Raw genomic sequence first — 18,904 nt, forward strand, 5'->3', positions numbered from 1 at the left:
ATGGCACACGACATTCAATTTGCCGACGGCGCCGCGCCGTTCTCCCAGTCACAGCAGTTCCATGACATCAAGAATGCCGCGCACGAACACTTGCTGACGCGCATCGAGGAACTGGGGGCCGAGTTCGGTCGTTGGTCGCGCCAGGCGATCAACCAGTTTGTCGATCTGGAAATCGACAGCTTCGTGCGCCTGCGACGGATTCCGCTCAACGAGAACGAGGTCAGGACGATTGCAGAGGCGTTGACCAAGGAGCTTGCCGGATTCGGGCCGATCGAGGATCTGCTCGCCGATCCGCATGTCGAGGACATCCTGATCAACGGCTACAACGATATCTACGTGTCGCGCCACGGGATCCTGGTCAAGTTGCCGATTCGCTTTACCGACAACGCGCACTTGCTACGCATCGTGCGACGCATCCTTGCGCCGATCGGCCGGCGCCTCGACGAATCGAATCCGATGGTCGATGCGCGGCTGCCGGACGGCGGGCGCGTCAACGTGGTGATCGAGCCGCTGTCGATCGACGGGCCGGTCGTGTCGATCCGGAAATTCCGCAAGGACCCGCTTAAGCCGGCCGATCTGCTCGGCAACGGCACGTTCAGTGCCGAGATCGGTGCGCTGCTCGAGGCGGCGGTCGAGGCACGCTGCAACATCCTCGTGTCGGGCGGTACGAGCTCAGGCAAGACATCGCTGCTCAATGCGCTTGCGTTTCACATCCCCGAGCCGGAACGCGTCGTGACGATCGAGGATACGGCCGAACTTTCGCTGAATCACCCGCATGTCGTGCGCCTCGAAAGCCGGCCCGGCGGTTTCGACGGGACCGGCGTCGTGTCGATTCGTGACTTGCTGCGCAATACGTTGCGGATGCGTCCGGACCGGATCATCGTCGGGGAAGTGCGCGGCGGCGAGGTGCTCGAGATGTTGCAGGCGATGAACACAGGTCACGACGGCTCGATGGGGACCGTGCATGCGAGTTCGCCGCGTGAGTGTCTCTATCGTCTCGAGATGCTGGCCGGCTTCGCCGGGTTCCAGGGTACGGAATCGAGTCTGCGCCGGCAGATCGCGAATGCGATCGACTTCATCGTGCAGATCGGCCGCCTGTCGAACGGACGGCGCCGGATCCTGTCGATCACCGAGGTCACAGGACTGTCGGACAACATCATCGCGACGCAGGAACTGTATCGCTACGAGGCGCGCGTGACGTCCGACGGCGAAGAGGTCGACAACTGGGAGTCGCTCGGCATTCATCCGCACTCGCCGAAGCTTGCCCGCTTCCGTCAGACGCTGCAGGGCGGCTTCGGAGGGAATAGCGGCGGCGGGTTCGGTGGCGGGTTCGGCCGCGGAGGCGGGGGTTTCAATGTATAGCGTGCTGGCAATGGCGCTTCTGCTCGCCGCCGCCGCGCTGCTGCTGTGGCGGCACGGCGAGATGAAGCGCGATCGCGCGGATGTGCAGCGTTTCATCGACAGCCGTATCGAACCCGGTGCGCGCGCGGGCGGCGTGCCGCAGCGGGATGCCCGGCCGGCATCTGCCGCTGCTGCTGCCGCGCCCGTAGCGGCACGCGCGGCGCCGGCCATACCGGCTTCGCAGTGGGGCCGCTGGCGCGCGCTCGCAACCGAATATATCGCCAACGTGGCAAGCCGAGCTGGAATCGAGGACGCGCGCGGCAAGGCGCTGTTTGCGCTGCTGGCGCTGGCGGGGGCCGGGTTCGCCGCAGGCAATCGGGGCGGCTGGCTCGGCGGGATTGCCGCACTCGTCTGCGGGGCTGCGCTACTTGTGTTCTGGCTGGTGTCGCGCATTCATCGGCGGCGTCTGATGATCGTTCGTCAGCTGCCGTCGTTTCTGGACGGGATCGTGCGGCTGGTGACGCTGGGCAATAGCGTGCCGGCTGCGTTCCAGGCCGCGCTGCAGACGACCGAGGCGCCGTTGCGCGGTTGCCTGGACCACGTGTCCCGGATGCTGCGTACGGGTGTCGAGATCGATCGCGCGATGATGCATATCGCGCGCGTGTACCACACGAAGGAGTTCGAACTGGTCGGGTCGGTGCTGCGGCTGTCGGTACGGTACGGCGGGCGCGCGGACATCATGCTCGACCGCATGTCGACATTCATGCGCGACCTCGAACAGGCGGAGCGGGAACTGGAAGCGATGTCGTCGGAAACTCGCTTGTCGGCATGGGTGCTCGTTATGCTGCCGATCGCGATCGGCAGTTTCGTCATCGCGACCAATCCGCTCTATCTTCAGTCGATGTGGAACGACTACACAGGTCGCCAGTTGCTGGTCCTCGCCTTCATGCTGCAGGTTGCGGGCGGGATCTGGCTTTACCACATGGCCAAACTCAGGTGACGGCATGACAGCCAATCAACTTGGTTCGCTCGCGCTGGCGCTTGGTGCGCTGGGCATCCTGATGCTGGCGCTGCTCGCGATCCGCGCTGCGAAAACGCAGTCGCGCAGCGACCGGACACTGACCGACGCGCTCGAGCGGCGGCTTGCCACACTGGCGGCCGCGAACGGGCGGGCAGCGCAGGATACGGACGAGCCGTTGCTGAAAGATTCGGATGTGCGGCCGGCAACCGGTCGGCCGTTGCGATTCGCGCAGGTGCAGGCGCGCTTGTCGACGCTCGGGATGCGCTGGCTGGATACTGGTATCGGCCGGCTTGTCGTTGCCGACGAGGATCGGTTGCTGCTCGAGCAATGCGGCTTTGTCGATACGCGTACGCGCGGCTTGTTCCTGAGTGCGCGAATCGCCTTTTCAATTCTCGTTCCGTTGGCCTACATCGGCGTGGTTGGGCCGCATGTGAGTGGCACGCAGTGGTGGTTCGGCGTCGGCATTTCGTTCATCGTCGGATTCATGGTGCCGAAGCTCTACCTGCGGCGCCGTGCCGCGAAGCGTCGACAATCGGTGATCGACGAACTGCCGTTGCTGGTCGACATGCTGCGTCTGCTTCAAGGGGTCGGCCTGTCGCTCGATCAGAGTATCCAGGTCGTCACGAACGACTTCAAGAGCATGATGCCGGTGCTCTCGTCGGAAATGGAGATCGCCCAGCGGCAGTTCGCGGCGGGGCGCACGCGCGAGCAGTCATTGCAGCGGTTGTCGACGGGCTTTGAAAACGAGGATCTGCGCGCCATCGTGCGATTGCTGATCCAGGTCGACAAGCACGGCGGCGCAGTCCAGGAGCCGCTCAAGCAGTTCGGCGAACGCCTGCGCGAGGCGCGTCGTGCAATGCTACGCGAGCGTATCGGCCGGCTGACGGTGAAGATGACGGGCGTGATGATCGTGACGCTTCTGCCCGCGCTGCTGATCGTAACGGCCGGGCCGGGGATGATTTCGGTGTTGCGTGCGCTGAGCCGGGCGCAGCACTGACGCAGGGAAGGGGAAGGACGGAAGATGAAACGCATCGATGAAGTTGCGAAAGTGGCCGGCGTGGTGGCGATGGCGAGCCTGCTTTGCGCGTGTTCGGCGTTCAAGGAAAGCGGGTACGGCGTCGGTCCGCAGGCGGAGCGTGCGGCACTGATGGACGCCGCGGCCCAGAAACAGGCGGCGCCTGATACGCCCGGCATGTATCTGGGCCTGATTGAGCGGATGCAGTCGCAAGGACTGTATTACGCATCGCTGGCGCATATCGACGCGTACGAGAAGCAATACGGTGCGTCACCGCAGACCATCCTGCTGCGTGCCGATGCGTTGCGCATGACGGACCAGCCGGCCGCGAGCACGGCCGTGTATACGCAGCTGCTCAATACGCCGCTGGCAGCACGCGGGTATCGCGGGCTGGGGCTGATCGCCGGTGCAGCAGGTGATTTCCCGCGCGCCGCGCAGGCATTGTCGCAGGCGACGGTGCTGGCACCGACCGATGCTGCGACTCTGTCGGATCTCGCCTACGCGAAACTGCGCTGCGGTGATGTCGACGGCGCGCGCATCCCGCTGATGAAGGCAGCCGAACTCGACCAGAGCAATCCGAAGATCATCAGCAACCTGATGCTCTACCTGCTCGCGTCCGGCCGTACGCACGATGCGCAGCGGCTCATGGCGCAACAGAAGCTGTCGGCCGAGATTCGCAACGACATCCGCAGCGACGCGACGAAAATCGCGACGGCAGCGCGTGCATGGCGCCGCACGGCGTCGTCATCGGTCGCGATCGCGGCGGCAACGCCTGTCGGTTCGGGCAGCGTGATCAACGTGTCCGGCGCCGATGTCGCACGGCGGCCGTCGCCGGTCGCAAACATTCAGGGATTCGATCCCACGGCGCCGCTGTTGCAGCGGTTTGCACAATGACAAAGCATTCGGGGGGAAGGGACATGACGAACGACAAACGCTTCAATCGCCGCGTAGCACGGCTGCACCGCGGTATCGCAGTGATCGTGTTGATGGGCGCTGCAACGGCAGCACATTGCGAGGAATCGATGTCGCCCGCGTCGGAAATCGGCCACTCGACCGACGCGCTGCTTGCGCTGCAGCGAGACAATCGGGCAGCCGGACCGGCGTTGCCGATGCTTGGCGATACCGCGTCCCTGAGCTACCAACGCTACCTCGATTCGTTCAAGCACAAGATTCCGGAGTCGATGGGGTCACCGGTCAACACGAACGGCAACGGCGGATCTGGTGGACAGCAGTCCGCGCAATCGTATTGAGCGAGGCGACAATGATCGCGGCTCGCCATTCGTCCCATCGCCTGACCGCACGGGGTCATGCCGCACCGCGCCGCCAGCGCGGCGCCGTCGTCGTCATGGCGTCCGTATGGATACTACTGGCGATGGTGATTCTCGGTTCGGTCGACATCGGCAACGTGTTTCTGGCACGTCGTGACATGCAGCGCGTCGCCGATCTTGCGGCACTCGCCGCGGTTCAGCGGCTGGACGACACGTGTGCAAACGTGACGAGCGTGGCGACGAACAACGCATCGAAGAACGGCTTTTCCGTGGGCGGCACCACAACGCTGTCGGCCGATTGCGGTTACTGGGCACCGACGGCTACCGGGACGTCGAGCACGTTCTTTACGTCAAAGACGTCGATCCCCAAGCTTACCCAGCTTAATGCGGTCCGGGTCACGATTTCCAAGGTGATGCCGTATTTCTTCTTCGGACCGACGCGCACCGTCACCGCCACGTCGACCGCGAAGGCGACCAACATCGACACGTTTTCGATCGGCGCGACGCTGGCCGCCGTCGGCGGAGTCGGCTGCTCGGGAGTCCCAACTGGCAATCCCGGCCTCGTGAATGCGCTGCTGGGCGCGCTGCTGCAAGGACAGAGCGGTACGCCGCTGACGCTTAATCTCGCGTCCTACCAAGGGCTCGCGTGCGCGAACGTCAAGCTGGGTGATATCGCCGTCGCACTGCAGTCGCTGTCGGTCGGCAACGGAACGATGGGCGGGCTGGTCAATGCGCAGGCATCGGTCGGCACGCTGCTCAAGGCGATGGTGGCGGCCGTCGGGAAGACCTCTACGCTCGGCGCTACCGTGCAGTCGAGTGCCACAGGCGCGTTGAACGACATCCTCAGCCTGAGCCTGCTCAGCAATTCCAACATCAACGTCGCGAGCCTGACCGGGCAGAGTGGCACGTCGCTGCTGAAGCTCGGTCTCGCGAATACGCAGGCGGCGGCCGACGCAACCGTGAATGTGCTCGATCTCGTGATGGCGACGGCGCAGATCGCACAGAGCGGCAAGCCTGGCATCGTGATCGGTGCCAATGTGCCGCTGACACTGCCGAACGGCAATTCCGTATCGATCGTACAACTGCAGGCGCAGGTCATCAGTCCGCCGACCATCGCGGTCGGCGAGGGAGGAAAGGACGCGACCGGCGCGTGGCGCACGGTCGCGACGAATGCGCAGATCGGCCTCTATCTCGTCGTCAATCTTGGTGTGAACCCGCTGCCGGTCGTGGTGTCCGCGAACGTGTACCTTCCGCTTTACGTGCAGCTCGGTGCCGGAAGTGCGACGCTGCTGTCGACCAATTGCCTGACCATGCCGAATTCGGCCACGATCAGCGCGCAGCCGAGCGTCGCGAATCTCTGTATCGGACAGCCGCCGCTCAGCGGTAACCTGCTCAACCTGCCGGCGACCTACAGCTGCTCGACGCCGGCCCAGGTAGTCGACGTGCTGGTCCTGGGCGGTGCGGTCGAGGTTGCCGCGACCGTCTCGAACGTATCGGTGAATCTGGCCGGAAACACCGCGACCAATACATTCTACGGGCGGGGAGGAAGCGATCCATCGTACTACTGGACGACCAACACGAATGCATTGGGTTCTGCCGTGAATAACGCATTGGCTGGCCTGAAGTCGGCCACCATCACGCCGACCGTTAAGGTGCTGTTCGGACTGTTCTCGGTCACGATCACCCCGGATTTTCTTTCGTCGCTGCTGTCGGTCTTGACCACGGTTCTGAGCCCGCTTTTGAGCGCGCTGGACGGTATTATCGGTCCGCTGCTGGATCTGCTTGGCGTCCAGCTCGGTGCCGCCACGGTGCATCAGATGTCGCTGACCTGCGGCGCTGCGCAAACTGTCAGTAATTAGAGAAGCAAGACCACCCGATGAGAACCCCCTCCGCAATCGCAGAACTCGACCTGTACGTCTGGGAAGGCAAGGCGGACATTGTCGACCGCGTTGCCCGCTGCATGGCGAGCTTCGACGTCGAAGTGATCCGCGCCGACAATGCGGAAATCTCGCCGGAGCGCGCCGCCTTGCGGCCATCGCTCGCGATCATCAGCGTGACGATGATCGAGACCGGCGCGGCGTTCCTGCGCGACTGGCAGTCCAACATCGGCATGCCGGTCGTCTGGGTCGGCGCGGCGCGCGACCACGACGCGTCGCAGTATCCGCCCGACTATTCGCACATCCTGCCGCTCGACTTCACGTGCGCCGAGCTGCGCGGGATGATCGGCAAGCTCGTCACGCAGCTGCGCGCGCATGCGGCCGATACGCTGCGGCCGTCCGAACTCGTCGCGCACTCGGAGTCGATGCAGGCGCTGCTGCACGAGGTCGATATGTTCGCCGACTGCGACACCAACGTGCTGCTGCACGGCGAAACCGGCGTCGGCAAGGAACGCATCGCGCAATTGCTTCACGAAAAGCATTCGCGCTACCGCGACGGCGAATTCGTGCCGGTCAACTGCGGTGCGATTCCGGACGGCCTGTTCGAATCGCTGTTCTTCGGGCACGCAAAAGGCTCGTTTACCGGCGCGGTTGTTGCGCATAAAGGCTATTTCGAGCAGGCGGCGGGCGGCACGCTGTTCCTCGACGAAGTCGGCGATCTGCCGTTGTATCAGCAGGTCAAGCTGTTGCGCGTGCTCGAGGACGGCGCCGTGCTGCGGGTCGGCGCGACGACGCCGATCAAGGTCGATTTCCGTCTCGTCGCGGCCAGCAACAAGAAGCTGCCGCAGCTCGTGAAGGAAGGCCTGTTCCGCGCGGATCTTTATTACCGGCTCGCGGTGATCGAACTGAGCATTCCGTCGCTGGAAGAGCGGGGCGCGGTCGACAAGATCGCGCTGTTCAAGTCGTTCGTCGCGGAGGTGGTGGGCGACGAACGGCTCGCGCAACTGTCCGACCTGCCTTACTGGCTCGCGGATGCGGTCGCGGACAGCTATTTCCCCGGCAATGTGCGCGAACTGCGCAACCTTGCGGAGCGCGTCGGCGTGACGGTGCGGCAAACGGGCGGCTGGGACGCCGCGCGACTGCAGCGGCTGGTCGCGCATGCGCGCAATGCGGCGCAGCCGGTGCCGGCGGAGAGCGTGGCGGAGGTCTTCGTCGACCGCAGCAAGTGGGACATGAACGAGCGCAGTCGCGTGATCGCGGCCCTCGACGCAAACGGCTGGCGACGGCAGGATACGGCGCAGCAGCTCGGCATCAGCCGGAAGGTGCTGTGGGAAAAGATGCGCAAATATCAGATCTTCGACGAAGAGCCCGAGACACGCGAAAGCGAATAATTAATGCGATAAAATCGCGCTGAATTACAACGACACGGGCAGGAATCAAAATTCATGAGCCATATGACGGGGTTGGGGCGGGCGTGGGTGTTGCTCGCGATGATGGGAGGCATGCAGGGCGCGTTCGCGCAGGGATTGGCGGGCAATGCATCGCCGGCGGTACAGCAGGCGTCGGCACCGGTAGCGGCGATTCCGGTGATCGATCAGCAGGTTCAAACCTCGATACAGCCGCAGGCAGGCGAGACGACGGGGCAGAGCACGGTTGACGAACTGCAGCGCCAGATCCAGGCGCATTCGCTGACGGAAATGCGCACCAGCTATAACGGCAGCTACGGCGCGAGCCAGCTGTTCAGCGTGAAGGACGGTTCCTATTTCGTCGCGCTGTTCCAGCAGAAGGCGTTCTGGCGCGTGATCAAGACTTACGACGAAGCGCGCGCGGAAGCGATCTATCGCGATTTCTCGCGTCAGGCGGAACGGCTGTCCGTCAACGAGCTGCGTGCGGCGAAGCTGGAGTCGCAGAAGGTGCAGACGGATCGGCAGATCGAAGTCGCGCAGGAGCGGGCGCGGCGTCTGCAGGCCGATATCTCGATCGCCCGCGAGCAGCAGGCGGCGGTCGCGGATCGCCAGAAGAGCGTCCGCAACGAAACGGCGGCGCTGCAGGCGCAACAGGCGGCGCTTCAGTCGCAACTGCGCGCGTTGCAGCAGCAGGTGCGTTCGCTGCAGCGGGAGGCCGACGCAGGTTTGCCGACGACGGCACACTGAGCGATCACGGCACGGCCGGTGCGGCGACATGCCGCGCCGATCCGCCAGAAAAAAGGGCAAGCCGCCTGGCTTGCCCTTTTGTTTTACTGGCCGTCCGGCACGATTCGCCGGCGGCGCGTGACGATCACCGGCCCGTTGCCGCCGCGTGCGTCGGACGGCGACGTGTTGCCCGATGCGTCGCCGGCATCGCGCGGTGCGCCGTAGCTTTCGCGCGGGGCGCCATAGCCTTCGCGGGGCTCGCGCGGCGCGCCATAACCCTCGCGCGGTTCACGGGAACCGTAACCTTCACGCGGCTCGCGCGAGCCGTAGCCGCCGCCGTCGCCACGCGATTCGCGGGAGCCGCCATGCGAGCCGTACGGGCTGTGGCCGCCGCCTTCGCGGCCGCCCGGCCGACCGCCGGGCCGCGGGCCGCGGGGACCGCCGCCGCCCGGGCGCGAGCCGCCCGTGTCGAGCTGGATCGTGGAAATCGCACGCTTGTAGATGCCTTGCAGACCCACGGGGGTGCGCAGCATCACCAGGTACTGGTCGAACGACTCGATACATCCCGTCAGACGAATGCCGTTGACGAGATAGATTTCAACACGCTTACGTTCCTTGCGCGCCGAATTGATGAAGTCGTTTTGCGGATGGGATTCTGCGGGATTGGCCATTGAGGTGCGGCAGGAGCCTGCGTCAGAGAATATGTTGTGCGTGTGTGTGGCGTGGTTGCCCACCAAGTGTTTGGCGGGATTTTACCCTGTTCGTTCCACCAGCGCGCAGTCGTGATTGTGTCGAACCGTAACCCACTATAGACGTTCCCGTGCATTTTCGCGATTCGGTCGAATGGCTAGTGCCGTTTCGTTACGTCGCGTTACGAATCTCGCAATGGCGTAGCACCTGGCGGCGCGCGGCGGGATTACATTCCACGCGCATGCCGGGCAGGCCGGCGGATCCGGGAAGGGGAACATGAACAAGAGGGGATTGGCGGTGTGGATCGGGAGTGTGGCGTTGCTCGCTTCCGGCAGTGCAATGGCGGGGCGCGTCGACCTGTCGGTGGGCATCGGCGTGCCGGTCGCACCGGTCTATGTCGAACCGGCGCCGGTCTATGTGGCGCCGCAGCCTGCGGTGGTCGCTTATCCGGGTTACGGATACGGCTACTACGGCGACGAGGACGACGACGGCTACCGGAAATGGCGCAAGCATTATTACAAGCATTGGCACAAGCATCATCACGACGACGATGATGATTGAGCGCGACCTGCGTGGCGCCGACGCCGGTGACGATCAGAACGCATAGTCCGGGTTCTTCGGGTCGAACGCGGATTCGTCGAGCGTCGCCGGCGCGATTTTCTCGATGACGATCCGTTCGAAGATCCTGCCGTCGTTGTCATAGGACTCGATGGTCCTGAAGTAAGGCGCGTGCAGGTCGAGCCCGAGGATTTCCTTTTTCGCGTAGAACTGCGGCCGGCCGGTCGGCGTCTCGTAAGTGAGTGCGACGACGCGCACGCCGCCGATCGTCTTCGCCTCCACCTGGGTCGGCCGCTGCACGCCGGCTTCCTGGTATTTCCTTCCTTCGGTCAGGTACAGGTTCGTGATGAACTCGGTGCCGAGATCCTTCACCTGGTGATTCGACTGCGCACGCGCGAGTGCGCCGTCGAGCGCCGTCCACAACGGAATCTTGCCGAGCAGGCCGCCGAGATGGCCGTACATCTCGTCCTTGCGCCGCGTCGTGTCGTAGATCGTCTCCTGTCCCGCATGCGCGCCGCCCGGCAGCCATTTCGCATAAACGCGCAACGGTTCGCGGGTCGTCTTCACGAGCATGCGGTCGGGCGTGTCGGACCATTTCCCGCTGATGCGTTCCTGGCGCACCATCGTGAACTGGTACGACGGATAGCCGTTGGGACCATTGCGGATATAGAGCGGCACGGCGAGCGGATCGAGTGCCTTGAACAGCGTCGTGAGCGTCGCGTCGTCGAGTTGCGCGAGCGCGCCGCGCTGGGCGGCCGTGCGCAGCCAGCGCGCCTGCTGCGCGACCGGCTCGCGCGTGACCTTCGCCAGCTCCGCCGGCAGTGCGGCCTCCTGTACCGCGCTCGCGGCATCGGCGGTTTCCTCGGCGTGCAGGCCGGCTTGCGCGAGCGACAGCACGCACGCGAGTGCCGCGGCGGCGTACCGCGCGCGGCGCTTCGTTCCTTCGTTCATCGACAGCGTCTTCGGGCGCATTGGATCGTTCAGCCTTGCTTCGCGGCCTTGATCCTGGCGAGTTCCTCGTCGCGCAGCGCGCGGCGCAGGATCTTGCCGACGTTGGTCTGCGGCAGCGCATCGCGGAACTCGACGAATTTCGGCATCTTGTAGCCGGTCAGGTTCTTGCGGCAGTGCGCGAGCACGTCGTCGACCGTCAGCGTCGGGTCGCGGCGCACGACGAAGACCTTGATCCGTTCGCCCTGTACTTCGTCCGGGATGCCGATCGCAGCGGCTTCGCTGATGCCCGGATGCATGACCAGCACTTCCTCGATCTCGTTCGGATACACGTTGAAACCCGACACGAGGATCATGTCCTTCTTGCGGTCGATGAGGCGGATGAAGCCGCGCTCGTCCATCACGCCGATGTCGCCGGTGCCGAGCCAGCCGTCGGCGTCGATCACCTTCGCGGTTTCGTCGGGCCGCTGCCAGTAGCCGCGCATCACCTGCGGGCCGTGCACGCACAGCTCGCCCGGCTCGCCGACGGCGGCCCAGGTGCCGTCCTCGCGGCGAAAGCGCACGAGTGTCGACGGGGCCGGCAGGCCGATCGAGCCGCTGAACCCGGCCATGTCGCTCAGGTTCACCGGATTCATCGTGACGATCGGCGAGCATTCGGTGAGCCCGTAGCCCTCGATGACCGGCCGGCCCGTGACTTGCTGAAAGCGCTCCGCGACCGCGCGCTGCATCGCCATGCCGCCCGCCATCGCGAGCTTGAGCTTCGAGAAGTCGCGCTTGCGGAATTCCTCGTTGTCGAGGAACGCGTTGTACAGCGTGTTGATCCCGGTGATCCCGGTGAACGTTTCGTTGCGGATGATCTTCATCACCATGTTCATGTCGCGCGGGTTCGCGATCAGGATGTTGCGTCCGCCGAGCCCCATGAAGATGAACGCGTTCACCGTCAGCGAATAGATGTGATAGAGCGGCAGCGGCGTGAGCACGGTCTCGACGTCGCCCGACACCTGGTCGGCGATCCACGCCTTCGCTTGCAGCAGGTTCGCGATCAGGTTGCCGTGCGTGAGCATCGCGCCTTTCGCGACGCCGGTCGTGCCGCCGGTGTACTGCAGGAACGCGAGATCGTCGCGGGTCGTCTGCACCGGCTGCGGTTTGCCGCGTGCGCCGAGTGCGAGGGCGGAGCGCAGCCGGATCGCCTGCGGCAGGTTGTAGGCCGGCACGAGCTTCTTCACGTGCTTCAGCACGAAATTGATCAGGCGTCCCTTCGCATTGAAACCGTCGGCGAGCAGGTCGCCGAGCGCGGTGACGATGATGTTCTTCACCTGCGTTTCCGGCAGCGCGTCCTGCAGCGTGCGCGCGAAGTTCTCGAACACGACGATCGTCTGCGCGCCGCTGTCCTTCAACTGATGCGCGAGTTCGCGCGCGGTGTAGAGCGGATTGACGTTGACGACGATCGCGCCGGCCTTCAGCGTGCCGAACAGTGCGACCGGGTACTGGAACGTGTTCGGCAGCATGATCGCGACGCGGTCGCCCGGTTTTACGCCGGTGCTTTGCAGATACGACGCGAACGCGTCGACTTTCTGCGCGAGCGTGCGGTAGGTCATTGATGCGCCGGCGCTTACGTAGGCGACCCGCTCGGCGAAGCGCGTCGTGCATTCGTCGAAGAACTGCACGAGCGATGCGTATTGCGTGACGTCGATCTCGTGCGGCACGCCGGGCGGATACGACGCGTACCAGATGCCGTCGCTGTTCGGCGGGAGCTGGGCCGCTGCGGTTGCTGCGAATGAGGCCATGATGTGTCTCCGGTGTCGGTACGAGTTAGCGCTTTAGCGCTTACTCGTACCCCATGCTTCGCGGTCGGTGAGAGTTAGCGCTTTAGCGCTTACTCGTACCCCATGCTTCGCGGTCGGTGAGAGTCAGCACTTCAGCGCTTACTCCCGCCCCATGCTTCGCAGTCAGTGAGAGTCAGCACTCCAGCGCTTACTCGTACCCATGCTTTTCGTCGACGAAAGCAAGCCTGCCTTGGCTCCCGCCGCATGACATTCGTTCGGCCCGGGCCGGCGCATCAACGCCGGCCCGGGCCGCCCAAATCGTGAAACGCCGCCTGCGCGGCCTGGTGCGATCAGCTCGCCGAAGGCGCCGTCGCCGTATCGGCAGCAGCCGTGCTCGACGACAGCCCGAACGCTTCGCTCGCACCCGCATCGTCGAGCACGGCCGCGAAGATCGACAACTGCGCGCTGTCGGGCATCGGTGCCTTCAGCGCGGCGACGATCAGCGAGGACAGCCGCGCGATCATCTGCACGTCGTTCATCGTGCGGCCTTGCGAGAATTCGTCGATCAGGCTTTCGGTTTCGGCGCCGGCCAGCGCGCCGGACAGCGCGCCGATCGCGAAGTGCAGCCGCCAGCCGAGCTCGGTGCGCGGCAGATGCGGCAGCGCGCGCTGGAACGCATCGAAGAAGCGGCCGGCGACGCTCGCGTAGTGCGCGGTCAGGAAGTTGCGTACGAACGGCGACGGATCGGTGTACGCGCGGCCGATCAGCCGCAGGAATGCGGGGCCGCCGCGCTCGGGGTCGCGCGACGCCTTCAGCGCGGGAATGAACATCGCGCCGAGTACGTGCTCGCAGGTGATGTGCGCACCGAGCTGCGCATCGAAGCGGTCGAGGATGCCGAGGCGTTCCAGGTTGAGCTGGTCGAGCCGACGCGACAGCATCGCGTGGATCAGCGCTTCCTTGCTGCCGAAGTGGTAGTTGACCGCGGCGAGGTTCACCGTCGCGCGCGACGTGATCTGCCGCATCGACATCGCTTCGAAGCCATGTTCGATGAACAGGTCCTCGGCCGCATCGAGAATGCGCGCCTTCGTCCCGCCGGTCTGCCGATTGCCGGATGACCGCGTCCCGGACGGTCGCCCCGCGGACGCTCGCCCCTCCTGACTGACTGCCATGTCCCGCCTCCCAATGCCGGTTGCCCGGCCGCGAACAGGTGATTTGATTATCTGATTCAAACAGCCGTTTTTATTAAGATAAAAAAACGCGTGCGGCGCGGGCAAGCGCGGAATCTGGACAAATTCCTCTAGTTCGATGTGCGGATGCGGAAAGTATGTCGCGCGGCCCAGGCGGGACGGGGCACGCGCGATGGTGCGTCGCGGCAATGCGCGGCTTCAGCCGGCGGTGGTACGCGTATTGACCGATTGCGTCATGTCGATGCCGCGCCGTTCGCGGCTGAACAGGATCAGCACGGCGATCACGACGGCGACGATGCCGGCCACGAGCGCCAGCGCGAAACTGTAGTTGTTGCCCTGGGAGACCGCGAGCGATGCCTGCATCGTCGCGTTGCCCGACGCGAGCAGGTTGCCGAGCTGGTAGACGACGCCGGGGAAGGTCGCGCGGATCTCGTCGGGCGAGATCTCGTTCAGGTGGACGGGGATCACGCCCCACGCACCCTGTACCGAGATCTGCATCAGGAACGCGCCAGCGGCGAGCGCGAGCTGGCCGCTCGAGAACGCCCACAGCGGCAGCACCGGCAGCGCGATCAGCGCGGCGATGAAGATCGCGCGGCGGCGGCCGATCCGCTCCGAGATCGCGCCGAACGACAGGCCGCCGACGATCGCACCGATGTTCAGCACGATCGTGATCCACGACACGGTGTGCGGATCGAAGTGATGCTGTTCGCGCAGGAAGGTCGGGTAGAGATCCTGCGTGCCGTGCGAGAAGAAGTTGAACGCTGTCATCAGCACGATTGCGTAGATTGTGAGCTTCCAGTTCTGCTGCAGCGTGGCGCCGAGGCTCGGGCGCGGGCGCTTTTCCATCTGCTTCCAGGCCGGCGATTCGGGCACGTGCGTGCGCACGTACAGCACGAGCAGCGCAGGCAGCACGCCGACCATGAACATCCCGCGCCAGCCGATGGTCTGGTAGAGCAGGCCGAACACGACGGACGCGAGCAGGTAGCCGCTCGGATAACCGGCCTGCAGCAAGCCCGACACGAAGCCGCGCGCGTGGGTCGGCACGGTTTCCATCGTCAGCGCGGAGCCGACGCCCCATTCGCCGCCCATCGCGATGCCGAACAGCGCGCGCAGCACGAGCAGCGCGGTGAGGCTCGGCGCGAAGCCCGACGCGAGCTCGAGCAGCGAATAGCACGCGATGTTGACCATCAGCGTCGGACGGCGGCCGAAACGATCGGCGAGCCGCCCGAAGATCAGCGCGCCGATCGGGCGCATCGCGAGCGTGAGCGTAAGCGCAAACGCGACGGCGGGAATCGTCGACGCGAATTCGGCGGCGATGTCCTTCAGCACGAAGACCATCAGGAAAAAATCGAACGCGTCGAGTGTCCAGCCCAGGTAGGCGGCGATCGTGACGTTGCGTTGTTCGCGGGTCCAGCTCATGTCCGAGGTCTCCTCGTTGGCTTGTGCGCACACTCTGCCGGCGGATGCCGGCCCGGCTGGCGCGCGGCGCGGGGGCATGGATCGAGTGTAGGCCGCCGCGCCGTGCGATGTGGGGCGCGATAACCGCGCATCGGGAATAATCCCTACGAAATGAACTGTTGAGAAAACGGAAATGAGCGTGTGCGTGACGAGCGACAGTCGTCTGTATCATTCCGGAAGGTTTTTTTGTATCAGATACGTAATGCACGCGATGCGCATCGCCACCGAATCAGGAGCCCCGATGACCGAACCGTCCGTTGCCGCGCTGCCCGCCCTGGAGACCGCGCGGCTGTGGCTGCGCCCGCGCGTGCTGGCCGACCTCGACGCGAGCATCGCGATGGATCGCGATCCGGAGGTCACGCGCTACATCGCGGGGCCGTGGCACGACCCCGACGAACATCGCCGCTTCGTCACGCACCGGATCACGCGCGCCTATCCGCCGGGCCTCGGTTACTGGTCGATCTTCGAGAAGGCCGCGCCCGACGCGTTCATCGGCTGGATCCTGCTGATTCCCGATTATGCGGGCGGCGCGCGCGACGTCGAGATCGGCTGGCGGCTCGTGCGCGCGGCGTGGGGGCGCGGCATCGCGTGCGAGGCCGCCGCGGCCGTCGTGCGTCACGCGTTCGACACCGTGCGGCTGCCGCGCGTGATCGCCGATATCGCGGAGGCGAATTCGGGTTCGCTGAACGTCGCGCGCAAGCTCGGGATGCGGCGCGTGAGCGTCGTTCACGATGGCATTCCTTACGTTCGCCATCGTCTCGAGCGCGACGACCTGCGTACATAGCGTCGCGTGCGGACGCGACCGGATGTCAGGGATGGTCAAGCGCACGCGCATCGAGGTCGCGACGTATTAACGGCTCGCACGATCAGGAGTATCGTTGCCGGAAATTCGTAACATGGGGTACGACCATGGCACTCGGCAACGACGTTCATCTCATTCCCGTCCGGCTCGACGCACTGCGTCCGACGCAAATGACGGTCGGCTATCGTGAAGTGAAAGCGAAGCGCAAGCACTGGAAGGCGCTCGGCAAGCGCGCGCGCAAGGCCGCGATCGACTCGCACTGGTTTCCGGCCGTCCTCGGCCCGGGCGGGCTGCACTACATCACCGACCATCACCATCTCGGCCTGGCGCTGATCGAGGAAGGGGAGGCGCGCGTGAACGCGATGCTGCTGAAGGATCTGTCCTGGCTCGACGACACGATCTTCTGGCGGATGATGGAACACAACCAGTGGGTGCATCCGTTCGGCGTGGACGGCTCGCGTCGCGACTACGCACAACTGCCGAAGGCGCTGACGGGGCTCGAGGACGATCCGTACCGAAGCCTCGCGGGCGAGTTGCGCACGGCCGGCGGCTACGCGAAGGATGCGACGCCGTTCAGCGAATTCCTGTGGGCCGACTACCTGCGCCAGCACGTGACGCTCGACCAGATCCGCAAGAACTTCGCGAAGGCGCTCGACATCTCGCTGCGCCGCGCACACGAGCAGGACGCGCGCTATCTGCCCGGCTGGTCGGGTGTCATCGCCGTCAAACCCTGACCCGCACCCGGCGCCTACTGCCTCATGACGACCGCCCCGACCCGTCCGGATGCCGGCTTGCAGCATCCCGAGCATTTTGCTGCACTCGATGCGGCGCCACCGCCGCCCACGCAGCGCATCGGCCTCGATGCGCTGGCCGGCCTGTCGATCGCCGGGTTGCTGATTCCCGAGGCGGTCGCGTACGCGGGTCTCGCCAACCTGCCGCCGCAGGCCGGTCTGATCGCGCTGCTGTCGGGGCTCGTCGTCTATGCGCTGGCCGGCAGCAGTCGCTTTGCGATCGTGTCGTCGACGTCGTCGTCAGCGGCCGTGCTCGCCGCGACCGTGCTGGCCGAGTCGGGGATGGCGCTTGCCGCGCAGCTCGCGCTCGCGGCCGCGCTCGTCGCGATGACCGGCGTGCTGTTCATCCTGGCTGGCGTCGCGCGGCTCGGGGGCATGTCGGATTTCGTCGCGCGACCGGTCCTGCGCGGTTTCACGTTCGGCCTGGCGCTGACGATCGTGATCAAGCAGCTGCCGAAGATTCTCGCGATCTCCGTGCAGCACAGCGATGCGCCGCGCGTCGCACTCGACCTCGTCACCGGTGCACCGCGTGCAAACCTCGCGAGCGTCGCGCTCGGCGCGACCGCGCTCGCGCTGCTGTTCGTGCTCGGGCGGCGCTCGCGCGTGCCCGCGACGCTCGTCGTGATCGTGCTGTCGATCGCGGCCGGCTATGTGCTCGACTGGCAGCATTACGGGATCGCGATCGTCGGACACATCGATTTCCGGCATCTCGAATTCGGGCTGCCGCATCTCGACCGGAACGCATGGATGCAGACGGTCGAGCTCGCCTTCGCGCTGATGCTGATCCTGTATGCGGAGTCGTACGGATCGATTCGCAACTTCGCGCTGAAGCACGGCGACAGCGTGTCGGCGAACCGCGACCTGGTCGCGATCGGCTGCGCGAATCTCGTGTCGGGGCTGCTGCACGGAATGCCGGTCGGCGCGGGCTATTCGGCGACGTCCGCGAACGAGGCGGCCGGCGCGCAGTCGCGTTTCGCTGGCTTGTGGGCGGCCGGCGTGGTCGCGCTGATCGTGTGGCTGCTGCTGCCGCAACTCGCGCGCACGCCGGAGCCCGTGCTCGCGGCGATCGTGATCTTCGCGGTCAGCCACTCGCTGCATCCGTCGGTGTTCCGCCCGTATTGGGTCTGGCATCGCGACCGGCTCGTCGTGATCGCCGCGCTGCTCGCGGTGCTCGTGCTCGGCGTGCTGCACGGGCTGCTCGCGGCCATCGGCGTGAACCTGCTGCTGACGCTGCGCAAGTTGTCGGAGCCGAACGTGAGCGTACTCGGCCGGCTGCGCGACGGCCACGATTTCGTCGACGTCGCGAATCACGCCGATGCGAAGCCGGTCCCCGGTGTGCTGATCGTGCGGCCCGAGGCGCAGCTGTTTTTCGCGAACGCCGATCGGATGCTCAATCGCGTGCGCGCGCTGATGAAGGCCGCGCCCGACACGCATACCGTGATGCTGAGTCTCGAGGAAACGCCGGACGTCGACGGCACGACGATCGAGTCGTTGCGCACGTTCGCCGCCGAATGCGCGGCACGCGGGCTGCAGTTCGCGATCGTGCGGCTCAAGGAGCACGCGTTGCATGCGCTGCGCCGCGCGACCGACGATACGCTGCGCGACGATGCGATGTCCGAACTGAGTGTCGACGAGAGCCTGCAACTGCTGCAGGCGCGCGGTAACGGCGGGAAGCGTGGTGCGTGACCGGGCGGCGAGCATGCTCTGCCTGGTGTTTCCCGTGCCGCCGAATCAGCGCGGCTGACCATGCCGGCGAAGGCGGACGGCACGCCGAGCCGCGCGCCACGTTCCAGCATGAACCGCCGGCGACGCTGCGCCAATGCCGCGCGTCATCACGGATGAAGTCGGTCAGCGCTTCGCCGAATACGGCCCGGCGGGGGAGCGTCGTCGTTGTGTCGAGACCATGTGCCTCGGCGTGTCGCGCGGCGGTGCGGCGGTTGGGGTGAACGGACGGGCAGGGCCGGTGTCCGCGCGCGGCACCGACCGGGATCGCCAGGAATCGCGGGTCGCGTCGCGCGATCAGCGCGGGCTGCTCCAGCCTTTGTAGCCC

Annotated in this window: 18 protein-coding genes and 1 pseudogene; 13 read left to right on the forward strand and 6 right to left on the reverse strand. The window is 65.5% G+C overall.

Annotation, left to right across the window (positions count from 1 at the left end):
* The 8 genes from U4012_RS26535 to U4012_RS26570 are packed head-to-tail and all read left to right on the forward strand — an operon-like array spanning position 1 to position 8,675.
* The gene (locus U4012_RS26535) at positions 1-1,362 is read left to right on the forward strand and encodes a CpaF family protein (protein ID WP_321802194.1); all 1,362 of its coding nucleotides are present in this window, start codon (positions 1-3) and stop codon (positions 1,360-1,362) included.
* On the forward strand, positions 1,355-2,341 hold the full coding sequence (locus U4012_RS26540) for a type II secretion system F family protein (protein WP_321802195.1): 987 nt from the start codon (positions 1,355-1,357) through the stop codon (positions 2,339-2,341). Before U4012_RS26535 ends, U4012_RS26540 begins: the two co-directional genes overlap by 8 nt.
* A 4-nt stretch (positions 2,342-2,345) precedes the next feature.
* Positions 2,346-3,359, forward strand: coding sequence for a type II secretion system F family protein (locus tag U4012_RS26545; RefSeq protein WP_321802196.1), 1,014 nt, complete (start codon positions 2,346-2,348; stop codon positions 3,357-3,359).
* Between the two features lie 24 nt (positions 3,360-3,383).
* Positions 3,384-4,271, forward strand: coding sequence for a pilus assembly protein (locus U4012_RS26550; protein WP_321802197.1), 888 nt, complete (start codon positions 3,384-3,386; stop codon positions 4,269-4,271).
* A gap of 23 nt (positions 4,272-4,294) precedes the next feature.
* The gene (locus U4012_RS26555; protein ID WP_321802198.1) at positions 4,295-4,627 is read left to right on the forward strand and encodes a DUF3613 domain-containing protein; all 333 of its coding nucleotides are present in this window, start codon (positions 4,295-4,297) and stop codon (positions 4,625-4,627) included.
* 11 nt (positions 4,628-4,638) lie between these two features.
* Complete coding sequence (locus U4012_RS26560; protein ID WP_321802199.1) at positions 4,639-6,504, forward strand: TadG family pilus assembly protein; 1,866 nt, start codon at positions 4,639-4,641, stop codon at positions 6,502-6,504.
* A gap of 17 nt (positions 6,505-6,521) precedes the next feature.
* Positions 6,522-7,913, forward strand: coding sequence for a sigma-54 dependent transcriptional regulator (locus U4012_RS26565; RefSeq protein WP_321802200.1), 1,392 nt, complete (start codon positions 6,522-6,524; stop codon positions 7,911-7,913).
* A 54-nt stretch (positions 7,914-7,967) separates the two neighbouring features.
* Positions 7,968-8,675, forward strand: coding sequence for a DUF2968 domain-containing protein (locus U4012_RS26570; RefSeq protein WP_124488921.1), 708 nt, complete (start codon positions 7,968-7,970; stop codon positions 8,673-8,675).
* Between the two features lie 83 nt (positions 8,676-8,758).
* On the opposite strand, the gene hfq is transcribed toward U4012_RS26570, so the two are convergent.
* A complete protein-coding gene (gene hfq / locus U4012_RS26575; RefSeq protein WP_044846005.1) occupies positions 8,759-9,325 on the reverse strand; it encodes an RNA chaperone Hfq in 567 nt (188 codons plus the stop codon).
* Positions 9,326-9,620: 295 nt separating this feature from the next.
* Here hfq and U4012_RS26580 point away from each other — a divergent pair, with 295 nt between their 5' ends.
* On the forward strand, positions 9,621-9,905 hold the full coding sequence (locus U4012_RS26580; protein WP_044846004.1) for a PXPV repeat protein: 285 nt from the start codon (positions 9,621-9,623) through the stop codon (positions 9,903-9,905).
* A gap of 33 nt (positions 9,906-9,938) precedes the next feature.
* On the opposite strand, the gene U4012_RS26585 is transcribed toward U4012_RS26580, so the two are convergent.
* The 4 genes from U4012_RS26585 to U4012_RS26600 all read right to left on the reverse strand — a co-directional run bounded on the left by U4012_RS26585 (position 9,939) and on the right by U4012_RS26600 (position 15,222).
* Positions 9,939-10,853 carry a DUF1571 domain-containing protein gene (locus tag U4012_RS26585; protein ID WP_321802201.1) on the reverse strand — a complete coding sequence of 305 codons (915 nt, stop codon included), beginning with the start codon at positions 10,851-10,853 and terminating at the stop codon, positions 9,939-9,941.
* A gap of 29 nt (positions 10,854-10,882) precedes the next feature.
* Complete coding sequence (locus tag U4012_RS26590; protein WP_321802202.1) at positions 10,883-12,637, reverse strand: AMP-binding protein; 1,755 nt, start codon at positions 12,635-12,637, stop codon at positions 10,883-10,885.
* Between the two features lie 329 nt (positions 12,638-12,966).
* On the reverse strand, positions 12,967-13,785 hold the full coding sequence (locus tag U4012_RS26595; RefSeq protein WP_044849270.1) for a TetR/AcrR family transcriptional regulator: 819 nt from the start codon (positions 13,783-13,785) through the stop codon (positions 12,967-12,969).
* A gap of 216 nt (positions 13,786-14,001) precedes the next feature.
* The gene (locus U4012_RS26600) at positions 14,002-15,222 is read right to left on the reverse strand and encodes an MFS transporter (protein ID WP_044849269.1); all 1,221 of its coding nucleotides are present in this window, start codon (positions 15,220-15,222) and stop codon (positions 14,002-14,004) included.
* A gap of 280 nt (positions 15,223-15,502) precedes the next feature.
* Between U4012_RS26600 and U4012_RS26605 the strand changes: the two genes are divergently transcribed.
* From U4012_RS26605 to U4012_RS26615, 3 genes are all read left to right on the forward strand, one after another.
* Complete coding sequence (locus U4012_RS26605; protein ID WP_321802203.1) at positions 15,503-16,045, forward strand: GNAT family N-acetyltransferase; 543 nt, start codon at positions 15,503-15,505, stop codon at positions 16,043-16,045.
* Positions 16,046-16,170: 125 nt separating this feature from the next.
* Positions 16,171-16,797 (forward strand): ParB-like protein, encoded by a 627-nt coding sequence (locus tag U4012_RS26610; protein WP_257774155.1) that lies wholly within the window; start codon positions 16,171-16,173, stop codon positions 16,795-16,797.
* Positions 16,798-16,821: 24 nt separating this feature from the next.
* Positions 16,822-18,540 carry a SulP family inorganic anion transporter gene (locus U4012_RS26615; RefSeq protein ID WP_321802204.1) on the forward strand — a complete coding sequence of 573 codons (1,719 nt, stop codon included), beginning with the start codon at positions 16,822-16,824 and terminating at the stop codon, positions 18,538-18,540.
* 50 nt (positions 18,541-18,590) lie between these two features.
* Here U4012_RS26615 and U4012_RS26620 read toward each other — a convergent pair.
* Positions 18,591-18,706 (reverse strand): annotated as a pseudogene (locus tag U4012_RS26620) (carbohydrate kinase); the annotation flags it as partial.
* On the opposite strand from U4012_RS26620, the gene U4012_RS26625 reads away from it, so the two are divergent.
* On the forward strand, positions 18,674-18,901 hold the full coding sequence (locus U4012_RS26625) for a hypothetical protein (RefSeq protein ID WP_321802206.1): 228 nt from the start codon (positions 18,674-18,676) through the stop codon (positions 18,899-18,901). The pseudogene U4012_RS26620 and the gene U4012_RS26625 sit on opposite strands and share 33 nt — an antisense overlap.
* The last annotated feature ends 3 nt before the right edge of the window (positions 18,902-18,904 follow it).

Source organism: Burkholderia sp. BCC1988 (assembly GCF_905339895.1).
GTDB lineage: Bacteria > Pseudomonadota > Gammaproteobacteria > Burkholderiales > Burkholderiaceae > Burkholderia.

Bases quoted from the DNA above. Each gene is read 5' to 3' on its own strand.
- U4012_RS26595 (WP_044849270.1), bottom strand. From the start codon at position 13,785: ATGGCAGTCAGTCAGGAGGGGCGAGCGTCCGCGGGGCGACCGTCCGGG.
- U4012_RS26570 (WP_124488921.1), top strand. From the start codon at position 7,968: ATGAGCCATATGACGGGGTTGGGGCGGGCGTGGGTGTTGCTCGCGATG.
- hfq (WP_044846005.1), bottom strand. From the start codon at position 9,325: ATGGCCAATCCCGCAGAATCCCATCCGCAAAACGACTTCATCAATTCG.
- U4012_RS26535 (WP_321802194.1), top strand. From the start codon at position 1: ATGGCACACGACATTCAATTTGCCGACGGCGCCGCGCCGTTCTCCCAG.
- U4012_RS26560 (WP_321802199.1), top strand. From the start codon at position 4,639: ATGATCGCGGCTCGCCATTCGTCCCATCGCCTGACCGCACGGGGTCAT.
- U4012_RS26590 (WP_321802202.1), bottom strand. From the start codon at position 12,637: ATGGCCTCATTCGCAGCAACCGCAGCGGCCCAGCTCCCGCCGAACAGC.
- U4012_RS26600 (WP_044849269.1), bottom strand. From the start codon at position 15,222: ATGAGCTGGACCCGCGAACAACGCAACGTCACGATCGCCGCCTACCTG.
- U4012_RS26565 (WP_321802200.1), top strand. From the start codon at position 6,522: ATGAGAACCCCCTCCGCAATCGCAGAACTCGACCTGTACGTCTGGGAA.
- U4012_RS26555 (WP_321802198.1), top strand. From the start codon at position 4,295: ATGACGAACGACAAACGCTTCAATCGCCGCGTAGCACGGCTGCACCGC.
- U4012_RS26610 (WP_257774155.1), top strand. From the start codon at position 16,171: ATGGCACTCGGCAACGACGTTCATCTCATTCCCGTCCGGCTCGACGCA.
- U4012_RS26550 (WP_321802197.1), top strand. From the start codon at position 3,384: ATGAAACGCATCGATGAAGTTGCGAAAGTGGCCGGCGTGGTGGCGATG.
- U4012_RS26625 (WP_321802206.1), top strand. From the start codon at position 18,674: ATGCCGCGCGTCATCACGGATGAAGTCGGTCAGCGCTTCGCCGAATAC.
- U4012_RS26540 (WP_321802195.1), top strand. From the start codon at position 1,355: ATGTATAGCGTGCTGGCAATGGCGCTTCTGCTCGCCGCCGCCGCGCTG.
- U4012_RS26545 (WP_321802196.1), top strand. From the start codon at position 2,346: ATGACAGCCAATCAACTTGGTTCGCTCGCGCTGGCGCTTGGTGCGCTG.
- U4012_RS26585 (WP_321802201.1), bottom strand. From the start codon at position 10,853: ATGAACGAAGGAACGAAGCGCCGCGCGCGGTACGCCGCCGCGGCACTC.
- U4012_RS26615 (WP_321802204.1), top strand. From the start codon at position 16,822: ATGACGACCGCCCCGACCCGTCCGGATGCCGGCTTGCAGCATCCCGAG.
- U4012_RS26605 (WP_321802203.1), top strand. From the start codon at position 15,503: ATGACCGAACCGTCCGTTGCCGCGCTGCCCGCCCTGGAGACCGCGCGG.
- U4012_RS26580 (WP_044846004.1), top strand. From the start codon at position 9,621: ATGAACAAGAGGGGATTGGCGGTGTGGATCGGGAGTGTGGCGTTGCTC.